Source organism: Cupriavidus taiwanensis, assembly GCF_900250115.1.
Taxonomy (GTDB): domain Bacteria; phylum Pseudomonadota; class Gammaproteobacteria; order Burkholderiales; family Burkholderiaceae; genus Cupriavidus; species Cupriavidus taiwanensis_B.
Map to the genome: position 1 here is coordinate 2,956,951 of NZ_LT984803.1, position 21,790 is coordinate 2,978,740.

General features: G+C 66.6%; 22 protein-coding genes and 1 pseudogene. 10 read left to right on the forward strand and 13 right to left on the reverse strand.

All coding sequences use genetic code 11. The features are described 5' to 3' along the window. Positions 1-116: 116 nt before the first annotated feature. Positions 117-1,508, forward strand: a complete 1,392-nt coding sequence (locus tag CBM2586_RS13795) for a GntP family permease (protein ID WP_115688036.1) — start codon at positions 117-119, stop codon at positions 1,506-1,508. Between the two features lie 101 nt (positions 1,509-1,609). Then, positions 1,610-2,443 carry an aldo/keto reductase gene (locus tag CBM2586_RS13800; protein WP_115688038.1) on the forward strand — a complete coding sequence of 278 codons (834 nt, stop codon included), beginning with the start codon at positions 1,610-1,612 and terminating at the stop codon, positions 2,441-2,443. Between the two features lie 19 nt (positions 2,444-2,462). Here the strand turns inward: CBM2586_RS13800 and CBM2586_RS13805 are convergent, their stop codons facing one another. After that, on the reverse strand, positions 2,463-2,876 hold the full coding sequence (locus tag CBM2586_RS13805) for a hypothetical protein (protein ID WP_115688040.1): 414 nt from the start codon (positions 2,874-2,876) through the stop codon (positions 2,463-2,465). A 212-nt stretch (positions 2,877-3,088) separates the two neighbouring features. On the opposite strand from CBM2586_RS13805, the gene CBM2586_RS13810 reads away from it, so the two are divergent. Together CBM2586_RS13810 and CBM2586_RS13815 are read left to right on the forward strand one after the other, a co-directional pair. Continuing rightward, the gene (locus CBM2586_RS13810; protein WP_115688042.1) at positions 3,089-3,667 is read left to right on the forward strand and encodes a BPSL1445 family SYLF domain-containing lipoprotein; all 579 of its coding nucleotides are present in this window, start codon (positions 3,089-3,091) and stop codon (positions 3,665-3,667) included. 105 nt (positions 3,668-3,772) lie between these two features. Beyond that, positions 3,773-4,671, forward strand: a pseudogene (locus CBM2586_RS13815) (recombination-associated protein RdgC). A 54-nt stretch (positions 4,672-4,725) separates the two neighbouring features. Here the strand turns inward: CBM2586_RS13815 and CBM2586_RS13820 are convergent. Beyond that, on the reverse strand, positions 4,726-5,169 hold the full coding sequence (locus CBM2586_RS13820) for a thioesterase family protein (RefSeq protein ID WP_115688044.1): 444 nt from the start codon (positions 5,167-5,169) through the stop codon (positions 4,726-4,728). 278 nt (positions 5,170-5,447) lie between these two features. Between CBM2586_RS13820 and CBM2586_RS13825 the strand changes: the two genes are divergently transcribed. Then, positions 5,448-6,440, forward strand: coding sequence for a Bug family tripartite tricarboxylate transporter substrate binding protein (locus CBM2586_RS13825; RefSeq protein ID WP_115661159.1), 993 nt, complete (start codon positions 5,448-5,450; stop codon positions 6,438-6,440). A 23-nt stretch (positions 6,441-6,463) separates the two neighbouring features. Here the strand turns inward: CBM2586_RS13825 and CBM2586_RS13830 are convergent, their stop codons facing one another. After that, the gene (locus CBM2586_RS13830; RefSeq protein ID WP_115663682.1) at positions 6,464-7,363 is read right to left on the reverse strand and encodes a LysR family transcriptional regulator; all 900 of its coding nucleotides are present in this window, start codon (positions 7,361-7,363) and stop codon (positions 6,464-6,466) included. Positions 7,364-7,607: 244 nt separating this feature from the next. Between CBM2586_RS13830 and CBM2586_RS13835 the strand changes: the two genes are divergently transcribed. Genes CBM2586_RS13835 through CBM2586_RS13845 form a run of 3 tightly spaced genes read left to right on the forward strand, consistent with a single transcriptional unit; the run spans position 7,608 to position 10,478 of the window. After that, the gene (locus tag CBM2586_RS13835) at positions 7,608-8,606 is read left to right on the forward strand and encodes a tripartite tricarboxylate transporter substrate binding protein (protein ID WP_115688046.1); all 999 of its coding nucleotides are present in this window, start codon (positions 7,608-7,610) and stop codon (positions 8,604-8,606) included. 26 nt (positions 8,607-8,632) lie between these two features. Beyond that, positions 8,633-9,403, forward strand: a complete 771-nt coding sequence (locus CBM2586_RS13840) for a class II aldolase/adducin family protein (RefSeq protein ID WP_115688048.1) — start codon at positions 8,633-8,635, stop codon at positions 9,401-9,403. Positions 9,404-9,437: 34 nt separating this feature from the next. Further along, the gene (locus CBM2586_RS13845) at positions 9,438-10,478 is read left to right on the forward strand and encodes a TauD/TfdA family dioxygenase (protein ID WP_172583236.1); all 1,041 of its coding nucleotides are present in this window, start codon (positions 9,438-9,440) and stop codon (positions 10,476-10,478) included. A gap of 69 nt (positions 10,479-10,547) precedes the next feature. On the opposite strand, the gene CBM2586_RS13850 is transcribed toward CBM2586_RS13845, so the two are convergent. Next, positions 10,548-11,255 carry a FadR/GntR family transcriptional regulator gene (locus CBM2586_RS13850; RefSeq protein WP_115688050.1) on the reverse strand — a complete coding sequence of 236 codons (708 nt, stop codon included), beginning with the start codon at positions 11,253-11,255 and terminating at the stop codon, positions 10,548-10,550. A gap of 105 nt (positions 11,256-11,360) precedes the next feature. Beyond that, complete coding sequence (locus tag CBM2586_RS13855; protein ID WP_115688052.1) at positions 11,361-12,695, reverse strand: MFS transporter; 1,335 nt, start codon at positions 12,693-12,695, stop codon at positions 11,361-11,363. 302 nt (positions 12,696-12,997) lie between these two features. Between CBM2586_RS13855 and CBM2586_RS13860 the strand changes: the two genes are divergently transcribed. Next, positions 12,998-13,534, forward strand: a complete 537-nt coding sequence (locus CBM2586_RS13860) for an ureidoglycolate lyase (RefSeq protein WP_240987926.1) — start codon at positions 12,998-13,000, stop codon at positions 13,532-13,534. Positions 13,535-13,572: 38 nt separating this feature from the next. Here CBM2586_RS13860 and CBM2586_RS13865 read toward each other — a convergent pair whose 3' ends face one another. Then, positions 13,573-14,094 carry a DNA-binding protein gene (locus CBM2586_RS13865; protein ID WP_115688054.1) on the reverse strand — a complete coding sequence of 174 codons (522 nt, stop codon included), beginning with the start codon at positions 14,092-14,094 and terminating at the stop codon, positions 13,573-13,575. A gap of 578 nt (positions 14,095-14,672) precedes the next feature. Here CBM2586_RS13865 and CBM2586_RS13870 point away from each other — a divergent pair. Continuing rightward, positions 14,673-15,182, forward strand: a complete 510-nt coding sequence (locus CBM2586_RS13870; protein ID WP_115661152.1) for a GNAT family N-acetyltransferase — start codon at positions 14,673-14,675, stop codon at positions 15,180-15,182. Positions 15,183-15,234: 52 nt separating this feature from the next. On the opposite strand, the gene CBM2586_RS13875 is transcribed toward CBM2586_RS13870, so the two are convergent. From CBM2586_RS13875 to CBM2586_RS13905, 7 genes are all read right to left on the reverse strand, one after another. Next, positions 15,235-16,038, reverse strand: a complete 804-nt coding sequence (locus tag CBM2586_RS13875) for an enoyl-CoA hydratase/isomerase family protein (RefSeq protein WP_115688058.1) — start codon at positions 16,036-16,038, stop codon at positions 15,235-15,237. Next, positions 16,035-17,279, reverse strand: a complete 1,245-nt coding sequence (locus CBM2586_RS13880; RefSeq protein ID WP_115688060.1) for a CaiB/BaiF CoA transferase family protein — start codon at positions 17,277-17,279, stop codon at positions 16,035-16,037. The genes CBM2586_RS13875 and CBM2586_RS13880 overlap by 4 nt, the downstream gene beginning before the upstream one ends. Before the next feature lie 59 nt (positions 17,280-17,338). Further along, on the reverse strand, positions 17,339-18,304 hold the full coding sequence (locus tag CBM2586_RS13885) for a Bug family tripartite tricarboxylate transporter substrate binding protein (RefSeq protein ID WP_115688062.1): 966 nt from the start codon (positions 18,302-18,304) through the stop codon (positions 17,339-17,341). A gap of 61 nt (positions 18,305-18,365) precedes the next feature. Continuing rightward, the gene (locus CBM2586_RS13890; protein WP_115688064.1) at positions 18,366-19,304 is read right to left on the reverse strand and encodes a LysR family transcriptional regulator; all 939 of its coding nucleotides are present in this window, start codon (positions 19,302-19,304) and stop codon (positions 18,366-18,368) included. 144 nt (positions 19,305-19,448) lie between these two features. Beyond that, positions 19,449-20,177: an Imm52 family immunity protein gene (locus tag CBM2586_RS13895; protein WP_115688066.1), complete on the reverse strand. Its 729-nt coding sequence runs from the start codon at positions 20,175-20,177 to the stop codon at positions 19,449-19,451. 47 nt (positions 20,178-20,224) lie between these two features. Beyond that, complete coding sequence (locus tag CBM2586_RS13900) at positions 20,225-20,956, reverse strand: Imm52 family immunity protein (protein WP_115688068.1); 732 nt, start codon at positions 20,954-20,956, stop codon at positions 20,225-20,227. 105 nt (positions 20,957-21,061) lie between these two features. Beyond that, entirely contained in the window at positions 21,062-21,790 is a 729-nt protein-coding gene (locus CBM2586_RS13905; RefSeq protein ID WP_115688070.1) for an Imm52 family immunity protein, read from the reverse strand.

Below are 21,790 nucleotides of genomic sequence, written 5' to 3' on the forward strand. Positions count from 1 at the left end.
CAGTCGCCGGCTGATCCCTTTTCCTGACGCACAGAACGAGACAACGCGCCACCAGCGCAGCCCCCCGCGCGGCAACGGACCGCACCTCAGGAGAAGGCAACCCTGAAGGAGATCCGATGTCGTTCCTGATCGTACTGGCAGCCCTTGCCTTTCTGATGTTCGCCGCCTATCGCGGCTACAGCGTGATCCTGTTCGCGCCGATCGCCGCGCTGGCCGCGGTGCTGCTGACCGACCCGTCGGCGGTGGCGCCGGTGTTCAGCGGCATCTTCATGGAGAAGATGGTCGGCTTCGTGAAGCTGTATTTCCCCGTGTTCTTATTGGGCGCGGTGTTCGGCAAGGTGGTCGAGCTGTCGGGCTTTTCCGAGTCCATCGTCGCCGCGGCGATCCGCTATATCGGGCGGTCGCGCGCCAACGCGGTGATCGTCACGGTGTGCGCGCTGCTGACCTACGGCGGCGTGTCGCTGTTCGTGGTGGTGTTCGCGGTCTACCCGTTCGCCGCCGAACTGTATCGCCAGAGCAACATCCCGAAGCGGCTGATGCCGGGCGCGATCGCGCTGGGCGCGTTCTCGTTCACCATGGATTCGCTGCCGGGCACCGCCCAGATCCAGAACATCATCCCCACCAACTTCTTCAACACCACCTCGTGGGCAGCGCCGGTGCTGGGCGTGGCCGGCTCGCTCTTTATCCTGGTGGTGGGCCTGAGCTACCTGGAATGGCGCCGCCGCGCCGCCGCCGCGCGCGGCGAGGGCTACGGCACCAACCTGCGCAACGAGCCCGAGCGCAGCCAGGCCGGCAAGCTGCCGCATCCGCTGCTGGCGCTGCTGCCGCTGGTGGTGGTGGGTGTGGCCAACTTCTGGCTGACGCGGATGATTCCGCTGTGGTACGGCGAAGCCAGCAGCGTGGCGCTGCCCGGGCTGGCCAGTCCGGTGGAAACCAGGATCGCCAGCGTCACCGCGATCTGGGCGGTGGAAGGCGCGTTGCTGCTGGGCATCGCGGTGGTGCTGGTGACCGCCTTCGGCGCCCTGCGCGAGCGCTTTGCCGAGGGCACCAAGGGCGCGGTCGGCGGCGCCCTGCTGGCGTCGATGAACACCGCGTCGGAATACGGCTTCGGCGGCGTCATCGCGGCGCTGCCGGGCTTCCTGGTGGTCAGCGACGCGCTGCGCGCCATTCCCAACCCGCTGGTCAATGCCGCGGTCTCGGTCAGCACGCTGGCCGGCATCACCGGCTCGGCCTCCGGTGGCATGAGCATTGCGCTGGCGGCGATGTCGCAGACCTTCATCGCCGGCGCGCAGGCCATGCAGATTCCGCTGGAGGTGCTGCACCGCGTGGTGTCGATGGCCAGCGGCGGCATGGACACCCTGCCGCACAACGGTGCCGTGATCACGCTGCTGGCGGTGACCGGCCTGACCCACCGCGAGTCCTACCGCGATATCTTCGCGGTCACGCTGATCAAGACCGGCGCGGTGTTCTTCGTCATTGCGCTGTATTTTCTGACCGGACTGGTCTGAAGCATTCCCGGCGCGCGCCGGTTGTACATTGGCGATGTTGTTAACTAGTGTGGTTGGGTGCCGCACGGGCGCCCGACCCCGGCCAACCTGGAAGCCAAGCGATGAAGCAAGTCACCCTGCCCGACGGCGAGCGCATCCCGGCGCTCGGCATGGGCACCTGGAATATGGGCGAGTCGCCCGCCGCGCGCGCCGAGGAAATTGCCACGCTGCGCCTGGGGCTGGACCTGGGCCTGCGCCTGATCGACACCGCCGAGATGTACGGCGAGGGCCAGTCCGAGGCCATGATCGGCGAGGCCATCGCCAGCCGCCGCGACCAGGCCTTCCTGGTCAGCAAGGTCTACCCGTTCAACGCCAGCCGGCGCGGCACGGTGCAGGCCTGCGAGCGCAGCCTGAAGCGGCTGGGCACCGACCGCATCGACCTCTACCTGCTGCACTGGCGCGGCGGCGTGCCGCTGGAAGAGACCGTGCAGGCCATGGAGGCGCTGCAGCGCGACGGCAAGATCCGCCACTGGGGCGTCAGCAACCTGGACCTGTCCGATATGCAGGAATTGTGGGACGCACCGGGCGGCAGCCGCGTCGCCACCAACCAGCTGCTGTACAACCTGGGCCGGCGCGGCATCGAGTGGGACCTGTTGCCGTGGCTGCGCCAGCGCGGCGTGCCGGTGATGGCCTATTCCCCGATCGAGCAGTCGCGCCTGCTGGGGCATCCCGGTCTCAAGCGCTTCGCGCGCGACCACGGCATGAGCGCGGCGCAGGCGGCGCTGGCCTGGCTGCTGGCGCAGGAGGGCGTCATCGCCATCCCCAAGACCGGCCGGCGCGAACGCCTGCAGGAAAACCTGGCGGCGCTGTCGCAGATCCTGTCGCCGGCCCAGCTGGCCGAGCTCGACCGCATCTTCCCGCCGCCAGACGGTCCCGGGCCGCTGGAAATGCTCTGACCCGACGGCGCGCGCGCCGTCAGTTCTGGCGCGCCACGTAGCGCTCGCGCTCGACGTAGCGCACCAGGTAGTTGCGCGCCTTGTCGCGGGTGTCGGCGGTCACGCGCGCCGCCGCCTGGCGCGCGCTGCTCTTGCCGTGCGACGACGACATCTGCGCGTCGAGATAGCTGCGGAACGCACTGTGCATCGCATCCAGTTCCGGCTGGCATGCGGACAGCGCCAGGTCGGCCACGTCCCTGGACTGGCCCTTGGCCGACAGGTTGTCGTTCGCCTTCTTCTGCGTGCAATCCATGTATCTGGCGCGCAGCGCCTGCCATTCGCTGCCGGTGTCGGCCGCCGGGGCCGATACCGCGGCGTCAGTGGAAGCCCCCGGAGGCTGCGAAGCGCAGGCGGCCAGCAGGATCAGGGGCAATGCGGTGAGAAGTTTCTTCATGGCGGGTCAAGATGCGGTGACGGCGCAGCGGCGGTCACATGGGCATAAGCCAGCCATGGGACGTACCGGGCGCAAGGCCCGTTATTCTTGCCGCGAATGGCCATCCCACACCACCTTCGTCACAAATGGAAACGACTCGGCGGCGTGAATCATTTGCCCGGGTGATTTCGGCGCCTATGCTTCAAAGACGACAACAACACCAAGGAGACGAGATGAAACGTCGAACCTTCCTTACGGGCAGCGCGGGTCTGGCTCTCGGCACCCTGGCTACCGGCGCCTGCACCACCACCAAGCCCGAGGCGCCGAGCGACAAGTCGGCGCGCCGGCGCGAAATCGACTCGGGCGTGGATGGCACGCTGTCGCGCCTGTATAGCTCCGTCAACGGCTCGCGCGAGCTGGGCAACCGCGCGCGCGGCATCCTGGTGTTTCCCAAGACCCTGTCGGCGGGCTTCATCGTCGGCGGCGAGTATGGCGACGGCGCGCTGCGCTCTGGTGGCGCCACGCGCGGCTATTACCGGCTGGTCTCGGGCTCGGTAGGCTGGCAGATCGGGGCGCAGTCCAAGTCGGTGATCCTGATGTTCATGACGCAGGACGCCTACGACAAGTTCGTGCGCAGCAGCGGCTGGACCGTGGGCGTGGATGCCACCGTCGCGCTTGCCACGATTGGCGCAAACGGCGTGCTCGACACCAACACCGCCCAGCAGCCCATCGTCGGCTTCGTGCTGACCAATGCCGGCCTGATGGCCGGGCTCAGCTTCGAGGGCAGCAAGATCACCCGGCTCGACCTGTAGCGGTGCTTTGCGGGGCCACCGCGCGACCGGCGGTCGCGCGGCGCCGGGCATTTTTCGCCGCGCCGCGCCGCGGGCGTTAGAATTCGTCCCTTTGGCCGAATTCCCATGTGGTTCAAGAATCTGCAGGTCCATCGTTTCTCCGCCCCGTGGTCGCCGAGCGCCGACGAGGTCGAAGCCAGCCTGGCGAAACACGCCTTCTTTCCCGGCACCAGTCTCGAGATGCAGACGCAGGGCTGGGCTTCGCCGCGTGACAACGGCCAGCTGGTCCATACCGTCGGCCGCCAGATGCTGCTGACGCTGCGCACCGAGAAGAAGCTGCTGCCCACCACCGTGGTCAACCAGGTCACGCGCGCGCGCGCCGCCGAAATCGAAGAGCAGCAAGGCTACAAGCCGGGCCGCAAGCAAATGAAGGAACTCAAGGAGCAGGTCACCGAAGAGCTGCTGCCGCGCGCCTTCAGCATCCGCCGCGACACGCGCGTGTGGATCGACCCTGACCATGGCTGGCTTGCCATCGACGCCGCCGCCGCGGCCAAGGCCGATGAAGTGCGCGGCATGCTGTTCAAGGCGCTGGACCCGCTGCCGCTGATCAACCTGCACGTCAACCAGTCGCCGGTGGCGGCCATGACCGAATGGCTGGCCGGCGATGCCGCCCCGCCGGCTTTACCGTCGACCAGGAAATCGAGTTGCAGTCCGGCGCCGAAAGCAAGGCCACGGTCCGCTACGTGCGCCACCCGCTCGACGCCGAAGACCTGCGCCGCCATATCGCCGCCGGCAAGCGCTGCACGCGCCTGGCAATGACCTGGAACGACCGCGTCTCGTTCGTGCTGACCGACGGGCTGGTGGTCAAGAAAGTGGCGCCGCTCGACGTGATCAAGGAACAGGCCGACGGCACCGCGCACGATGAAGACGAGCGCTTCGACGCGGACTTCACCATGATGGCGGGCGAGCTGTCCGGCATGCTGGTCGACCTGACCGAGGCGCTGGGCGGCGAGCGCAAGGCCTGAGCCGACGCCATCGCACCAACGTGGCGCTGTCACCGGACCGCGCCACGCCCGCGGCTATTCCACCCAGTTCACCTTCGGGAAGCGCCCGGCGAATCCCGCCGGCATCGCCACCACCCGCCTGGCCACGTAGTCGAAGAAGACGAAGCCCGACTTGGCCATCGCGATCAGCGCGCCATCGGCCGGCCGCGTGATGCGGAAGATGATGTCGCCGCCGTACTTGTTGAAATCCATCACGCCCACCTCGAACAGCAGCTGGTCGCGCGCATGGGCCTCGTTGCGGTACATCGTCGCCAGGTCGGTGACGATGATGCCGACCCCTTCCGCGCGCACATCGTCGCTGCCCAACTCAAACAGGAACCGCGCCCGCGCCTCCGAAATCATTGAGATCATCGAATCATTGGCAAGGTGGTTGGCCGAATTGATGTCCGTCACGCGCACAGTGAGGTGCGTGGCGTAGCAAAGCTGGTCGGCGGGCAGGTCGAGTTTGAGGCGGGCCATGATGGTTCAAGCTGGAAATGGATCAAGCGCCGCACGGACCGGATTTACTGACCGCGCCGGCAGCGGCGGCGCCATCATAAGCGATGCCGCGGTTCGGATTGCGGCAGTCCGCATGCCCCTGCGCCAACCCGATCCGGGTAAGTACCCCCTACCGTTTTCGTCCATCCCGCCGATGCCGCGACGCATCGCGGCCTCGTACGCTGCGCGTTGCCGTGGCCACTGGCGTACTGACGCCCGGGCCGCCTGCCCACACGACGTCAATCACTGGAGGAAACACCATGCAAGCCGACCGCCGCAAGGCCCTGCACTGGCTGGGAGCCGGATCCCTGGCCGCCGCCGCTTCAACCCTGGGCATCGGCCCGGCCCGGGCCCAGCAGTCCTGGCCGGGGCGCCCGGTGCGGCTGGTCGTGCCCTACCCGCCCGGCGGCGCCACGGACGTGCTGGCGCGCGCGCTGGGCGACCCGCTGGGCAAGCTGTGGCAGCGCCCGGTGATCGTCGAGAACCGGCCCGGCGTCGGCGGCATGATCGGCGCCGACGTGGTCGCCAAGTCGCAGCCGGACGGCTACACGCTGCTGCTGGGCCTGCCCAGCCTGGTGCAGACACCCTACATGGTGGCCAAGCCGCCGTTCGACCCGCTGCGCGACCTGACCGCCATCGGCCAGCTGTGCACCTCCAGCCTGGTGCTGACCGCCAGCGCCGCCATGCCGCGCACGCTGCCGCAACTGGTGGCCCTGGCCAAGTCGCAGCCGGACAAGCTCTCGTATGGCACCTATGGCATCGGCACCGGCGCCCATCTCTACATGCAGGTGTTCCTGAAGAATGCCGGCGCCCAGCTGGTCCACGTGCCGTACAAGGGCGAAGCGCCGATCGCCACCGACCTGATCGGCGGCCAGATCTCGCTGGGCACGCTGTCGCCGATGACGGTGCGCCAGCATGCGCGCACCGGCAAGCTGCAGCCGCTGGCGGTGACCGGCAACACCCGCGCGCCGATGCTCCCCGACGTGCCCACCTTCCAGGAACTGGGCTACAAGGGCCTGGACGGCCCCGCATGGCTGGGCCTGTTCACCACCGCCGGCACGCCGCAGGCCATCGTCGACAAGATCGCGGCCGACGTTGAAACGGTGATGGCCGCGCCCGATATCCGCCAACGGCTGGGCGATCTGGGGCTGATCGTCAAGACCACGCAGCCGGCGGCGTTCGCGGCGGCGACCCGGGCTGACCAGGCGTACTGGGTCAGCGTGATCAAGGAGCACAATATTCGCCTCGACTGAGGCGCCGCAGCGCCGGCGTCTGCTCAGATGCCGGCTTCTCCGCACCAGCGCACCAGCGCATCGCGGAAGTCGCGGCACAGCGGCGACAGGTAGGCAGTGGCCCGCCAGAACACGGCCAGCTCATATTGCCAGCACATGTCGTCGCCCTCGATCGCTTGCAGCCCCTGCCCCAGCGCCTGCCCCAGCAGGCGCTGGGGCATGATGCCGAGCAGGTCGGTATTGCGCAGCAGGTCGGCGAACGACACCGATGAACTGGTGCTTTCAACGGTCACGCGCGGTGGCGGCAGCCCGCGGCTGGTGAAGCGACCCTCAAAGCCGCTGCGCACATAGAGCGAGGTGGCGGGCGCCACCCAATGCTCGTCGACCAGGTCGGCCAGCGAACGCCAGCGCGCGCGTCGCGGATGATCGGCGCGCGCCACCACTTGCAGCGTCAGCGCCCCCAGCGGCAGGTACTCGACGCCCTCGGTGGCGCCGTCCGGCATGGCGGCACAGACCAGGTCCACCTCGCCGCCCTGCAGCGCGGCCATCAGCTGCGGGCTCAGATGTGTGGCGATCGAGAACCGGGCCAGCGGCCGGCTGGCCAGGAATTGTTCCAGCAGCGGCGAGAACAGCGACGGCACCAGGTGCGGCAGCGTCGCCACGCGCACCTGGCCGACGCGCGCGTGGCGCTCGTCGTTGATCTCGTTCTCCATGTCGTCATTGGCCAGCACGATGCGCCGCGCGTGCGCCAGCAGCTTGTGCCCGACCGCTGTCAGCATGACGCCGCGCGGCATGCGCTCGAACAGCTGCATGCCGGCTTCCGCCTCCAGCCGCGCCAATACCTTGGACAGCGACGACTGGGTCAGCCCCAGCGTGCCTGCGGCCTTGTGCAGGTTGCCGTGCTCGGCCACGGCCAGGAACAGTCGGAGATCTTCGGTCCTCATGGCATTCCAGTAATGCCGGGTTTCGCGATGTTGCCGGTCCGGCGCGGCCATTCTAGTGCGCGATTCCAGTTCGGAATCGCTTTGCCGGATGCGGGCATCCCTGCATCCGGACAGGCGCCATAGACTCTTCCGCAGGCAGCGCAGGACCGCGATCATGCACAGCCCGGACACACGGGACACCCTGGACGCATCCGGCCACAGCCGCGTCCGCGCTGCCGCGGACCGAACCAGACCAGGAGACCACATGCCCCGCCCCCCCGACGCCCGCCGGCGCGCCTTGCTGAAGGCCATGCCGGCGGCGGCGCTCGCCCCCGCCATGGCCGCGTTCGGCCTGCCCGCCACCGTGCGCGCCCAGGCCTGGCCCACGCGCCCCATCACCCTGATCGTGCCCTTCACCGCCGGCGGCGCCACCGACGTGCAGATGCGGGCGCTGTGCCTGGCGGCCTCGAAGACCCTGGGCCAGCCGATCGTGATCCAGAACCAGCCCGGCGTAAGCGGCACGCTGGGGCCCGCCGCGATGGCGCGCAGCGCGGCGCGCGACGGCTACACGCTGGCGTTGATCACGCCGGCGCTGTTCCGCCTGCCGCACCTGCAACCGGTGAGCTACGACGCCATCCAGGACTTCACCTACATCATCGGCCTGACCAGCTATGTGTACGGGATCTCCGTGCCGGCGGGCTCGCCGTGGCAGCGCTTCGGCGAGTTCGTCGGATACGCGCGCGCCAACCCCGGCAAGGTCAACGTGGCCGCGGTGGGCACCGGCTCGCTCGGCCAGATCACCGTGCGGCGGCTGGAGCAGCAGGCCGGCATCCGGCTCAACTTCATCCCGTTCAAGGGCGGCGCCGATGCGCTCGCGGCGCTGTTGGGCGGCCATGTCGACGTGATGATCGAAGCCGGCTGGGGCGCCATGGCCGAAGCCGGCAAGGTGCGCCTGCTGGCCGTGGCCGAGCCGCAGCGCCTGAAGCGCTGGCAGGCCGTGCCCACCTTGCGCGAGCTGGGCTACGACATCACCGTCCAATCGGAAATCGGCATTGCCGGCCCGCGCGCGCTGGGCCCGGCAGTGGTCGCCACGCTGCACGATGCGTTCCGCCAGGCGACGTCGGACCCTGCCTACGTGCGCGCGCTGGAAGCCGAATCGATGCCCAACCGCTATATGAGTACCGCCGACTACCAGCACTACGCCGCGTCGCAGTTCGCCAGCGACAAGCGGCTGGTGGCAGAGCTCGGCATCCGGCTGGACTGAGCCAGCGCACCTGCAGGAGCCCTACCATGAGTGAAGCCGATCCGATCCGTCCCGCCGCCATCACGGACGCAGAGTGGGCCACCCGCATCGAGCTGGCGGCGCTGTATCGCGCCATCCACCGGTACGGCATGACCGACCTGATCTACAACCACATCACCGCGCGGGTACCGGGCGAGCCGGAACATATCCTGCTGAATCCCTACGGACTGCTGTACCAGGAGGTGACCGCATCCAGCCTGTACAAGATCCACATGAACGGCGACATCGTCTACCGCCCCGGTGGCGACGCCGGGGAACTAGGGCTGAACCCCGCCGCCTACGTGATCCACACGGCCGTGCATGCCGCGCGCCATGACGCGCTGTGCGTACTGCACACCCATACGCGGGCATCGTCTGCCGTCTCGGCAATGGCCTGCGGCCTGCTGCCGGTATCGCAGCATGCGCACATGTTCTATGGGCGCATCGCATACCACGATTTTTCCGGGCCGGTGGTCGATTTGGCGCAGCAGGGCCATTTGGTGCGGGACCTGGGCGCGCACCACGCGATGATCCTGCGCAACCACGGCCTGCTGGTCTGCGGCCGGTCCATCGCCGAAGCCTTCTTCAACATCTACTGGCTGGAAACGGCCTGCAAGATCCAGGTCGATGCCATGGCCGGCGGCGAGCTGGTGATGCCATCGCAGGCGTCGCTGGAAGCCAGCCGCAAGGCTTTCGGCCGCATCGCCATCCGCGGCGACCGCGAATGGGCAGCCGTGCGGCGCGAACTGGACCGCATCGATCCTTCATACCGGGACTGAGCCCGGTGCGACCGACTACCGAATGGAGACCACGATGACCCAAGCCATCCCCGCGGCCGATGCCGCAATTGTTGCAGTGTCAGTACCCGAACTGGGCCCCGACGTGCGCTGCCACGTGCTGCAGCCCGGCCGCCCGCCGCTGTTCATCGAACCCGCCGGCGAGGTGCTGCGCGAGCGCGCGCGCTTCCGCCAGTGGACGCGCGCGGCGCGCCCGGCGCTGGATGCGATGATCCTGGCGCACGGCGGCGTCGTGCTGCGCGGCTTCCCCACCACGGGCACGGAAGACTTCGCCGATTTCATCGAGCAGTTTCCGGCCTTTGACGGCGGCTACGCCGGCGGCCGCGCGCCGCGCGAAACCATCAGCGGCCGCGTGATGGAAGCCACGCGGCTGTCGGCCAGCGTGCGCCTGGCGGTGCATTCCGAAATGGCCTACCGCCGTGACTACCCGCGCCGCATTGCCTTTTTCTCGCGCAAGACTGCCGAGGTGGGCGGCGAAACACTGATCGCCGACGTGCGCCAGCTGGCCGAGCGCATGGATCCGGAGCTGGCCGGCAAGATCGCCACGCTGGGCTCCCGCACCGCCATCAATTTCGGCCCGCGGCGCGATGCGGACGATGCCTCGTACGCGCATATGGACGAGCGCGGCTGGAACCAGTCGTTCCATACCGAGGATCCGGCCGAGGTGAACCGCCTCTGCGCCGAACGCGGGCTGGAGCCGGCGTGGCATGGCGACGGCAGCCTGACCGTGTTCAATGCGCTGGAACCGTTCGTGGTGCATCCGCAGACCGGGCGCAGGCTGTACCGCTCGATCCTGCATATGCAGCCGCAGGTGGAGCACCCGGAGCAGGAACGGGAACGTCGCCAGCGCCAGAAGTACCCCACCGGCTCCACGCTGGGCAACGGCGAGCCGCTTAGCGAGGCGGAGCGCGCCCATATCGACCAGCTCTGCGACCAGTCCACCTATAGCTGGCCGTGGCGCGACGGCGATGTGATGGTGCTCGACAACCTGCAGGTCTGGCACGGCCGCAATGCCTACCAGGGCACGCGCGACGTGCAGGTGGCGCTGCTGGATTGAGCCGGCGCAGACCGAAGGGCAGAACCGGGCGCGACGGTGTTCCGGCTGGACTGAGGTCCGGCCGGAGGCTCACTCGTCCTTTTCGTCGCCCGTGGGGAAATGCACGCCGGCCCGGCGTGCCGCCAGCATGATGTGGCGCTCCATCGCACGCTGCGCCTGCTCCGGCTGGCGCGCGGCCAGCGCCTCGATGATGGCGCTGTGCTCGACGAAGGTGGCATTGCGCGCGCCGCGCCGGTAGTACGGCAGGCGCTGGCTCTCGCGCATCACTTCGGCGCTTTCGCGCAGGATCTCGCGGATGACCTGGTTGCCAGACACCGTGACGATCTGCGTGTGGAATTCATAATCCAGCTGCGAGGCCTCGTCGTAGGCATCGGCCTCGATCGCCCGCTGCATCGTGGCCGCGTTCTGGCGCAGCTGTTCGATCTCGCCGGCGGAGATGGCCAGCGCGGCCAGCCGCGCGGTCAGCCCTTCCAGCGCGAAGCGCAGCTGGTAGATATCGATCAGCGAATGCGTGGCGGCAAAGCGCCACGGCGGCGTGGCCGCGGCGCTGTCGCCGGCGGCGGTCACATAGACCCCCTTGCCCGGACGCGACACCACCACGCCCATGCCCTGCAGGGTGGAGATCGCCTCGCGCAATGACGCGCGGCTGATGCCGACCTTCGCCGCCAGTTCCCGCTGTGCCGGCAGCAGCGTGCCCGCGGGAAACGTGCCGTCGCGCACCCATTGCTGGATAAGGCTGACGGCCTGGTTGGCGACGGAGGCGGAAGATCCTGTCATACGTGCGGGGGGACCAGTAAGGGTGAGGCGCAAGGGGCGACGCGCGAGCGGCGCAGCGCCGGTTGCCGGAAATTCTAGCCGACAAACCCGCGCCCGCCCCGCCCCTTACTTGTTGACCAGCCTGGCCGGCACCGAGTACGTCAGCAGCGCGCCGCACAGCAGCACCGCCGCCAGCACGAACATCGCCGCATCGGTGCTCTGGGTGGCATCCTTGATCAGCCCGATCATGTAAGGGCTGATAAAGCCGGCAAGGTTGGCGAACGAGTTGATCAGCGCAATGCCCGCCGCGGCGCCCACGCCCGACAGGATGGCCGTGGGCAGGCTCCAGAACAGCGGCGACGTAGCCAGGCTGCCGCCGGCGGCCAGCGCCAGCGCGGCGAGCGACAGCGCGGTGTTGTGGCTGAACACGGCGCTCAGCACCAGGCCCGCGGCCGCGCAGCAGAACGGCACGATCAGGTGCCAGCGGCGTTCGCGCATGCGGTCCGAACTGCGGCTGACCAGGATCATCGAACACACCGCCACGCCGAACGGGATCGCGGTCAGCAAGCCCACGTCCAGCACGCTTTTCACGCCGGTCTGCTTGATCAGCGTGGGCAGCCAGAAGGTCAGCCCGTACTGGCCCATCACCGTGCAGAAGCAGATCATCGTCATTTTCAGCACGCGCGGGTCTGTCACCACGTGGCGCAGCGACATATGCCCGCTCTTGTGCGCATTCTCCGCGGCGATATTGCGCTCCAGCAGCGCCTTCTCGTCCGCCGTCAGCCAGCGCGCGGACTGGATGTTGTTGTCCAGGTACCAGAGCACGGCCACGCCCACCAGCAGCGACGGCACCGCCTCGATCACGAACATCCACTGCCAGCCGCGCAGGCCGTTGACGCCGTGCATGGCCTCCATGACCCAGCCCGACAGCGGCCCGCCGAAGATGCCCGAGATCGGGATCGCGGCCATGAACAGCGCCACCATGCGCGCGCGCCGGTGCGAGGGGAACCAGTAGGTCAGGTACAGGATCATGCCGGGATAAAAGCCGGCCTCCGCCGCGCCCAGCAGGAAGCGCAGCACGTAGAACTGCGTGCTGGTCTGCACGAACATCATCGCCGCGGAGATCAGGCTCCACAGGATCATGATGCGAGAGATCGTGGCCTTGGCGCCGATGCGGTGCATCAGCAGGTTGCTCGGCACCTCGAAAAAGAAGTAGCCGATAAAGAACAAGCCCGCGCCAAGGCCGTACACGGCCTCGCTGAACTGCAGGTCGGCCAGCATGTTCAGCTTGGCAAAGCCCACGTTGACCCGGTCCAGATAGGCCACCACGTAGCACAGCATCAGGAACGGCAGCAGCCGCCAGGCCACCTTGCGGTACACCGCGTCCTCCCGGGCCTGGGCGTGTGCCTGCGGCACGGCTATGCCATCCGGCCCGGCATGCGCGGCTTCTGTCGGAATCATGGAAGTCTCCTTGGTTGTTCGAGTCATCGACGCGATCCGGTCGCAACCGGATTTCGTCATACCGGTCTGACCAGTAGATGCCGAATGTTAGGGAGGCACCTTGCCGGTGTCAAGGCGACGTCAGGTGGGGAAAGCCCGGATACACGCGAATTAGCGCAAGGCGGGCCGGTGGGGCGCTTGTGCTGCGCCATGACTTGCTGCAGAATCCTGCTCAACCACTGGTCTGACCAGTTGAGCCATTCACGAAATCGCTCCGCAGCGGTCCGCCGCTTGCCGCGATTCTCAGATCTGGAGACTTGTTGATGGAAACCACGCTTGCGCGCATGGCAGGCGCCTGCATGTGCCTGCACCCGCAGCCGCTGACCGCCGCCGCCTTTGCGCCCTTCGGCGACGTCATCGAGGCACGCCCCGTCGGCGACCCCAACGCCTTTCCGATCAACGGCGGCATGGTCATGCGTCACCATGACCTCGCCACGGTGGAGCTTGGGCGCGGCCGGGCGCTGATCAGCCTGTTCGAGGCCCGGCCCTACGCATTCCCGATGGAAATCACCATGCTGGAGCGTCATCCGCTCGGCAGCCAGGCGTTCATCCCGCTTTCGGACCGCCCTTTCCTGGTCGTTGTGGCGCCGCCCGGCGACACGCTGGAAGCCGAGTCGGTCTGTGCGTTCATCACCAACGGCAGGCAAGGCGTCAATTACCGCGCCGGCGTCTGGCATCACATGCTGCTGGCCGTGGACGCGCCCTCGTCCTTTGCCGTGGTGGATCGCGGCGGCGATGGCAACAACTGCGAAGAGCGCTGCCTGGCGCAGCCGCTCTTGCTTGAACTGCCAGGTGCCTGACGACGCGCCGGAATGGTCCGGAATCCGCCTGTGCTGCCTCAGGCAACCAGCTTGCGGATCCGGCGCTCCATCGCCGGGACAATGTTTCCGGCGCTCCTGGCCAAATTGACCTGCATCGCCGCCGCGGCGACCTCGATGAGCGACGGTTCGATCTCGTAACCCTTCCGGCTCATCCACAAGAGCGCTTCCCACAAATGCCAGAGCGAACTGGCGCCCTCGTGCACCGGCGGCGGAAAGGAAGCCGGATGGCCCAGCATCAGCTTGCGCATGTTCTGGCGAGACATGCCAACGGTGTCCGCAATATCAGTCAGTCCCACCAGATCGGGTGCCGCTTCGATCAGCGTGGCGGACGGCATGGCGCGCCTGGCGTCGGTGAGCGCGCTGACGATGGCGTCGGCGGCCGATTCCGCCTCGCGGTCAAAGGCAATCGCAATCCGGCCCACCACGCCAGTGCCCACGGTAGCATCGTCGCATCCGGCTTCGTAAAGGCGCTCGACCAGCGTGTCGGGATCGCTGTCATCCGCCGACAGCTGGTATCTCAAGGTGAACGCATATTCCATGGTGGTGGTTTCTCCGTCAGCTCGACCGGCATCACGACTTCGTACCGATGCAAGCAGTTTTCCACGATCCGACGGATTCGGGTGGCGTGGTTGGATGGGCTCCTGGGCGTGCAATAGATGCTGATGACACAGAATTCCCCAGCACGGCACGCGCTGTCATGGTGCGAACAGTAGATCCGTCCCCAGGCATGGCCCCTGCCTTTCGCCGCCTCGACACGCCAGCCGCGAGACTCGGCGTGCCTTAACGCACCTTCAATTTCCTTCTTGGGGTGTTGCGCACGCGCCATCGATTTCTCCAAGGCTAGAGGCGGGCCCTACGGTTGTCAAGTGACAACAGTAGGGCCCGCACCATCTGCAATGCAATTGGAGAATTGTCCGGCTATGCGCGGTTCGTGGCGTTAAGACGACTCTGTAAGCAGCGGAACCCGACATACGCTCCGGTAACGACAGCAAAGGCGGCGCGGAGGCGATCACCTGCCTCCCCCCATCGCCCGCCTTCGCAACCGGAACACCGCCAGCGCCTCGCGTACACTGCGGGGGAGCAGGTTTGAAGCTGACCGACCGGCGAAACCGATCCCATGCCTATGTCCGCCCCGCTGATCCACTCCGACCGCCTGACCCTGTCGCCCTTCTGCGGAAACGACGCCGCCGAGGTGTGGCCCTGCATCACCCTCACGCTCGCCCGCTACATGGAATGGGACCCCGCCCCGTCGCCCGAGGCGTTTCGCGAGGTCTGGCAGGCATGGCTGCCGGCCATGGAGAACGGAACCGACTTCATCTTCACCGTCCGTCGGACCAGCGACGGTCATTTCCTCGGCCTGGCCGGGCTGCATCATGCCGACACGCCGGCGCCGGAGTTCGGCATCTGGATCCGCGAGGATGCCCATGGGTACGCCTATGGCAAGGAAGCGGTGCTGGCCGTGGCGGCGTGGGCAACGGCCACCTTGCGGCCGGCGCGCTTTGTATATCCGGCCGCGGAGCAGAACTGGAAGAGCCGCCGGATTGCGGAAGCGATGGGCGGCGTTGTAGTGGACCGGCAGCCGGCGCCCAAGTTTGTGCGCGTGGTGTATTCGGTGCCGGTGAAGTAGCTGGCTCGACCCATCGACACCACCGTTCAGGGGCGTCGGGCCGATTGCAGTTTCACCGCCCCTTCCACACCGCCGGGCGCTTGCCAACGAACGCGTCCACCCCTTCCCGGAAATCGTCGCTGCCATAACACTGCCGCACCAGATCGTCGGTATCGGCCACCGCCGCCACGGTCTGGCGGCGCAACGACTCCTTGATGACCGCCTGCGTCACCGGCGCCAGTGCGCCGAGCCGCTCGCACAGCGCGGCGACTTCCGCTTCCAGTGCCTCGGGCGCATGCACGCCCTCGAGGAAGCCGCACCCCAGCGCCGCATCGGCATCGAGAACCTGCGCGAGCAACAGCATGCGTCGCACCGGCTGCAGTCCCCATGCCGCGCGCAGCTTGGCCAGGTTCAGCGCCGACAGCGTATTGCCCAGCGTCTTCGCGATCGGCACGCCGAAGCGGGCCTTGGGCGTCGCCAGCCGGAAGTCGCATGCGGTGGCGATGGCCAGGCCACCGCCCACCGCCCAGCCTTCGATGACCGCAACCGTAGGCATCGGCAGCTGCTCGACCAGCGCGATGCCTTCATCGATGCGCGCTTCATATGCGACCCCGTCATCGCCGCCCGAGAACTGCTGGAACTGCGCGATGTCGGTCCCGGCAACAAAGGCCTCGCCGCCCGCCCCGCGCAGCACCACCACGCGCGCACCGGCGGCACCCTCCGCGGCGAGGGCGCGGCAGTGCTCGGCGAGCTGCCCGTACATCGCCCACGTCATCGCATTGCGCGCGGCCGGGCGGTCGAAGGTCAGCGTCGCGACCCCGCCCTGCCGCGTCAGCGTGACACGGCCTTCACCGGCCGCCTGCTGCGGGGCGCTCATGCGCCGAAGGCGCCGGCCGCGGCCAGCGACTGCTGTTCGTCCTGCGACAAACCCAGCTCGGCGAGGATCTCGCCGGTGTGCTGGCCCAGCAGCGGCGGCGGGCGCCGCACCTGCTGCGGCGTGCCGCCCATCTTCACCGCGAAGCCGATATTGGGCACCTTGCCTTCGATCGGATGATCGATTTCGATGCGCATTTGGCGGTGCCTGCCGTGATCGCTGTCGAACGCCTGCGGGTAGGTCAGGATCGGCCCGGCCGGAATGCCGACCTCGAGCAGCTGCTCGATCCAGTAGTCGGCGCTCTCCTTGCCGAAGCTCTCTTCCAGCGCGCCGATCAGTGCCTGCCGGTTGGCCAGGCGCAGCGCGACGGTGGCAAAGCGCTCGTCCGCGAGCAGGTCGGGCCGGTCGAGCGTATTGCACAGCAGTTGCCACAGCTTCTGGTTGGTCGCGCCCATCACGAAGTAGCCATCCGCCGCCTTCATCGCCTGGTACGGCGCGCTCATGCGGTTGGCGGTGCCGAGCGGCTCCGGCTCGCGCCCGGTGCCCCAATATTCGCAGGTGTCCCACACCGAGAACGCCAGCGCGGAATCGAACAGCGAGGCATCGACATACTGCCCCTTGCCGGTCTCTTTCGCGCCGATATAGGCCGACAGCATGCCGTAGGTCGCGAACAGCGCGCAGCCGATATCGGCCACCGGCACCCCCGCCTTCACCGGCGCGCCGCCCGGGTAGCCGGTGACGCTCATCACGCCCGACATCGCCTGCGCCATCAGGTCGAAACCCGGCCGCGTGGCCCATGGTCCGCTCTGGCCGAAGCCCGAGATGCTGCAGTAGACCAGCTTCGGGTTGATCCGGCTGAGGGTCTCGTAGTCGATGCCCAGGCGCTTCATCACGCCGGGGCGATAGTTCTCGACCAGGATGTCGGCGGTTTCCGCCAGCCGGTACAGCACCGCCCGCCCTGATTCTGTCTTCAGGTCGAGCGTAACGCTGCGCTTGTTGCGGTTCATGTTGAGGAAGCCCATGCTGTCCGGGCCCTTCATCTTGAACCCCATCGAGCCGCGCGTCTGGTCACCGCCCTCCGGCGGTTCGATCTTGATCACGTCGGCGCCCAGGTCCGCCAGCAGCATGCAGGCATAAGGGCCGGCCATGACCTGGCTGACGTCGAGCACGCGCACGCCGGCCAGCGGCAGGGGCCTGGCGTTAGCCTGGGTGGCGTGGTCGCCGGAGTCGCGGAATTCAGTCATCGGTTGCGTCCTGGGAAATTGATTCGTGCTGCGTGCATCGGTGCGTCGGCGTCCGGCCATCAGCTCTCCGCCTTCACGCCGGCGTCCTTGATCACCTTGGCCCATTTGGCCGATTCCGCGGTGATGTAGGCGGCGAACTGCTGGTTCGATCCGCCCGAGTCCTCGGCGCCGAAGCTCTTCAGCCGCTCGGCCACGTCCGGCATCGCCAGCACGCGGTTGACGTCTTCGTTCATGCGCTGCGCCAGCGCCGGCGGCATGCCCTTCGGGCCTACCAGCCCGTACCACGACGCCGCGTCCAGGCCCGGGAAGCCCGACTCCGCCAGCGTCGGCACGCCCGGATGGCTGGCCGCGCGCTTCAGGCGCGTCTGCGCGATCGCAATCACCTTGCCCTGCTGGATAAACGGCGTGGCCGCGGTCATGGTGTCAAAGGCATAGTCGATCTGGCCGCCGAGCAGGTCCGCCACCAGCGGGCCCGAGCCCTTGTACGGCACGTGCACCACGTCGATCTTCGCCTGCATCCGGAACAGTTCCAGCGCCAGGTGCTGCGCCGAGCCGATCCCCGACGAGCCAAACGAGATTTTGCCCGGGTTCTTGCGGCACAACGCCACGATGTCCGAAATCGTGCGCACCTTCTGTTCCGGACGGCAGGTCAGCATATTGGGCGTGACCCCGACCATCGAGATCGGCGTAAAGTCCGCGCGCGGGTCGTACTTGACGTCCAGCAGCGCCGGCGCGATCGCGTGGCTGTTGACATGCGCCATCAGCAGCGTGGTGCCGTCCGGCGGCTGCTTGGCCACATAGGCCGCGGCAATGGCGCCGGTGGCGCCCGGCTTGTTCTCCACCACCACACTGGTGTTCCACATGACACCCAGCTTCTGCCCGATCACGCGCGCCAGCACGTCGGTGCCGCCGCCGGGGGCAAAGCCCACCACGATGCGCACCGGCCCCGCCACATTGGCCGCGCGCACCAGGCCCGGCACGGCCAGCCCGGCCGCAGCCGCCAGAAGAAATTGTCTGCGCCGCATTGCGTGTCTCCTCCAATCGTTATGGAGCCATCTTCCGCAATGCACCCGCCCAGGGCTATCGCTATTTTCGGGATTCAGGTTTCGCGTTTTGCGCAAGCACCTGCAGCACGCTCAACGCCGCCGACGACAGCGCGCCGTGCGGCCGATGGCACAGCACAAAATGCCGCACCGCCCACTCCCCCGCGATCGGCAGGCGCACGAAGCGGCTGCCGCCCGCCACCTCGCGCGCAATCGCCTCCGGCATCACCCCGCCCCCCAGGTTCTGCGCCACCAGCGCCGCGATGCTGTCGAACCCGCTCACCCGCATGCGCATCCGCAGCACCCGCCCCGCCTCCTCCGCCAGCCGCTCCAGCGCGACCGAGATCGCCGAACTCTCGCCCAGCACGATCAGGTCGCAATCCAGCACGTCCTCCGGCGTCACCTTCTTGCGCTTCGCCAGCGCGTGTCCGCGCGCCACCACCAGCACCAGCCGGTCGCTGCGGTACGGCGCGGTCGGCAAGTCGACCACGCCCAAGCTGCCCTCGTAGATGCCGATGTCCACCGTGCCGCGACGCAGCGACTGCTGGACTTCCTGGCTGTTCATTTCCTGCAGGTCGATGCGGACGCCCGGGCATTCGGAGGCGCAGCGCAGGATGTCGAACGGGAGGAACTGGATCACGGCCGACTTTGGCGCCGCCACCCGCACCACGCCCAGGTCTCCGCCCAGGAACGACGCGGCGTCGTCCTGCATGCGCTGGACGGTGTGCGTGATGCCGCGGGCATGGGCGAGCAGGGCGCGGCCGGCCTCGGTGCAAGCCATGCCGTGGGGCAGGCGCTCGAACAGGGCGACGCCGAGTTGGGACTCCAGCTCAAGGATGCGTCTTGAAGCCGCGGCTGCGGCCAGATGCACGCGTTCGGCGCCGCGGGTGATGCTGCCCTCGTCGGCGACGGCGATGAAAAGCTGGATGGTGGTGAGGTCGAAATGCAGCCGGGGTTGGCGTGAGGGGGCGGGGGACGTCACGGTGGTCTGTGCGCTGGTGGGCGTTGTTGGGGCGAGGCAGGGATCGACGTTGGAGAAACCGCCATGAGCAATACAAAAGTTGCTGCGGGTGCGTGCCCATTTTCTGCTCAACGTCGGGCCTCTGCAATGGCGGGTTTCCCGTGTCTACAGATCGATGAATCTCGGCAGCAAATCCAGTTCAGCAAGCCGGATTTCAATGGCATTGGCCGACCTGACGTGTTCAGGGTCAGTTCCTGAGAAGGGGCCGTCGGTTACGCTCACGACAATCGTTCCCATCTGCTTGTTGCCCCCGTCGGGAACGGCCATGAGTGCGCGCGCTTCCGGGACGTGCTGGACAGTGAGGATGGTCGGCAGATAGATCATCCAGCCTGCCCCTGGACGGTCCGGGAAGACACGCTCATATTTCCGAGTATCGACAGTGGCGACCAGCGGGTGCCAGATCTTTACCGCCTCACGCAAGACCTTGGCAACCACTGTCCAAGGGCCTAATCGGCTCGATGGAGGCTTGGACCCCAAGGTAAGACTCATCGCCGACGCCGCACCGTCAGCGCGATCGAAAAAATAGGAAATGGAAGCACCTTGCGACTTTGCCAGTTGCCCATTCCATATGACGAAGGTCTTGATGACATCTTCTACGTCGAGTTCCTGATTCAAGACGGACAGCGCGGTCGTGGTGGGGCCCTGGCTGTCGAAGACCAAATAGCGGTAAGAATCGTCTTTCGTTTCACCTGCCAACAGCCACGCGGATGCATCGAGCAGCGTGTCTTCTACTCCCAGAAATCGCGTCAGCTTCTGCACAAGAGACAGATGATCTCGCAAAGTGAGATGTGAATCGGATGAGTGTCGAAACCGCAGGCAGAGCTCGTGCGACATGGCAGCGGAACCTTATCTGTAGACCTACGTCGTTTTCTCTTTGAGAGTTACAGGTCAGCGTATCGCGGCAGAAGGTCCTGATCGACAAGCCGCACCTCAATGGCATTGGCTACCCTGACGTGTTCCGGATCGCTTGCCGAGAAAGGTTCGTCAACTACGCTTACAACAATCGTTCCCATCTGCTGGTTGTTCTCGTCCAACACACCAACAAGGGCTCGCGCCTCGGGAACGTGCTGCTCCGTCAGGATGGTCGGCAGATAGATCATCCAGCCTACCCCTGGACGGTCGGGGAAGACACCAGCGTAGTTTCGCGTGTCGACGGTAGCCAGTAATGGTCGCCAGATTCTTACCGCCTCACTGAGAACCTTCGCAACCGTCGGCCAGGCGCCCAGCCGGCTCGATGGCGGCTTTGAGACCAGTGCAAGACTCCACGCCGATGGGGCACCGTCCGTTCCGTCAAAATAGTACAAAATGGATGCGCCCTTGGTGACCTCCAATTGCCCATTCCAAATGGCGAAGGACTTTAGGACATCGTCTCCATCCACTTCTTGCTTCAATACGGCCAATGCCGCCGCTGCTGGACCATGGCCGCGGAAGATTGGATATCGATAAGAATCGTCTTTCGTATCTCCGCATAGGTACCACACGGACTCCCCGAGAAGTGCATCCTCTGCTCCCAGTATTCGCGTGAAGCGTTGAACCATGGCGAGGTGGTACTCGAAATCAAGCCTAGCTTGTTCTGGTGGAGTTCGGAAATGAAGGTGGATTTCGTGTGACATAGTCTGCTTTAAGGTCCCCTAGCCGAACTCGACGCCCTGAGCGACCTTGCGCAAACAGTCTTTTCTATCAATCAAAGGACATCATCTCAAGTTTCTCTTAGAGAGTTAGAGCTCAGCGTATCGCGGCAGAAGGTCCTGATCGACTAGCCGCACCTCTATGGCATTGGCTACCCTAACGTGTTCCGGATCGCTTCCCGAGAATGGTTCGTCAACTACGCTTACCACAATCGTCCCCATCTGCTGGTTGCTCCCATTCAGCACGCTGACAAGTGCGCGAGCTTCCGGAACTTGCTGCTCGGTGAGGATCGTCGGCAGATAGAGCATCCAGCCAGCTCTTGGACGGTCGAGGAAGACACCGTTGTAGTTCCTTGTGTCGATTGTGGCGGTCATCGGCCGCCAGATCTTTACCATCTCACTCAGGACCCGCGCAACCGTGGTCCAGGCACCCAATCTGCTCGTCGCTGGTTTTGCGCCCAACGTGAGCCTCAGCCCCGAAGTAGAGCCATCCGTGCGATCGAAGTAGTAAGCAATGGATGCGCCCTTCTCGTTCTCCAATTGCCCGTTCCATATGGCAAATGCCTTTACGACTTCCTTGCCTTCTTGGTCGCGCTTCAATACGGCCAATGCCGCCGCAGTTGGACCTTGGTCTCCGAAAAGTTGATATCGATAGGAATCGTCCTTGGTATCCCCGCTTAGATACCATGCCGATTCGCCGAGCAGCGCATCCACCACACCCAGAGCCTGGAGCAAGCGCCTAACCAAGGCGAGGTGATCCTCCAGATATAGCCGTTGATCAGGGCAGGTCCTGAACTGAAGCTGGATTTCGTGTGACAT

Bases quoted from the DNA above. Each gene is read 5' to 3' on its own strand.
- CBM2586_RS13795 (WP_115688036.1), top strand. From the start codon at position 117: ATGTCGTTCCTGATCGTACTGGCAGCCCTTGCCTTTCTGATGTTCGCC.
- CBM2586_RS13840 (WP_115688048.1), top strand. From the start codon at position 8,633: ATGAGTGAAGCCGATCCGATCCGTCCCGCCGCCATCACGGACGCAGAG.
- CBM2586_RS13825 (WP_115661159.1), top strand. From the start codon at position 5,448: ATGCAAGCCGACCGCCGCAAGGCCCTGCACTGGCTGGGAGCCGGATCC.
- CBM2586_RS13810 (WP_115688042.1), top strand. From the start codon at position 3,089: ATGAAACGTCGAACCTTCCTTACGGGCAGCGCGGGTCTGGCTCTCGGC.
- CBM2586_RS13900 (WP_115688068.1), bottom strand. From the start codon at position 20,956: ATGTCACACGAAATCCACCTTCATTTCCGAACTCCACCAGAACAAGCT.
- CBM2586_RS13880 (WP_115688060.1), bottom strand. From the start codon at position 17,279: ATGACTGAATTCCGCGACTCCGGCGACCACGCCACCCAGGCTAACGCC.
- CBM2586_RS13850 (WP_115688050.1), bottom strand. From the start codon at position 11,255: ATGACAGGATCTTCCGCCTCCGTCGCCAACCAGGCCGTCAGCCTTATC.
- CBM2586_RS13905 (WP_115688070.1), bottom strand. From the start codon at position 21,790: ATGTCACACGAAATCCAGCTTCAGTTCAGGACCTGCCCTGATCAACGG.
- CBM2586_RS13855 (WP_115688052.1), bottom strand. From the start codon at position 12,695: ATGATTCCGACAGAAGCCGCGCATGCCGGGCCGGATGGCATAGCCGTG.
- CBM2586_RS13885 (WP_115688062.1), bottom strand. From the start codon at position 18,304: ATGCGGCGCAGACAATTTCTTCTGGCGGCTGCGGCCGGGCTGGCCGTG.
- CBM2586_RS13865 (WP_115688054.1), bottom strand. From the start codon at position 14,094: ATGGAATATGCGTTCACCTTGAGATACCAGCTGTCGGCGGATGACAGC.
- CBM2586_RS13800 (WP_115688038.1), top strand. From the start codon at position 1,610: ATGAAGCAAGTCACCCTGCCCGACGGCGAGCGCATCCCGGCGCTCGGC.
- CBM2586_RS13835 (WP_115688046.1), top strand. From the start codon at position 7,608: ATGCCCCGCCCCCCCGACGCCCGCCGGCGCGCCTTGCTGAAGGCCATG.
- CBM2586_RS13875 (WP_115688058.1), bottom strand. From the start codon at position 16,038: ATGAGCGCCCCGCAGCAGGCGGCCGGTGAAGGCCGTGTCACGCTGACG.
- CBM2586_RS13805 (WP_115688040.1), bottom strand. From the start codon at position 2,876: ATGAAGAAACTTCTCACCGCATTGCCCCTGATCCTGCTGGCCGCCTGC.
- CBM2586_RS13830 (WP_115663682.1), bottom strand. From the start codon at position 7,363: ATGAGGACCGAAGATCTCCGACTGTTCCTGGCCGTGGCCGAGCACGGC.
- CBM2586_RS13870 (WP_115661152.1), top strand. From the start codon at position 14,673: ATGCCTATGTCCGCCCCGCTGATCCACTCCGACCGCCTGACCCTGTCG.
- CBM2586_RS13860 (WP_240987926.1), top strand. From the start codon at position 12,998: ATGGAAACCACGCTTGCGCGCATGGCAGGCGCCTGCATGTGCCTGCAC.
- CBM2586_RS13895 (WP_115688066.1), bottom strand. From the start codon at position 20,177: ATGTCGCACGAGCTCTGCCTGCGGTTTCGACACTCATCCGATTCACAT.
- CBM2586_RS13845 (WP_172583236.1), top strand. From the start codon at position 9,438: ATGACCCAAGCCATCCCCGCGGCCGATGCCGCAATTGTTGCAGTGTCA.
- CBM2586_RS13820 (WP_115688044.1), bottom strand. From the start codon at position 5,169: ATGGCCCGCCTCAAACTCGACCTGCCCGCCGACCAGCTTTGCTACGCC.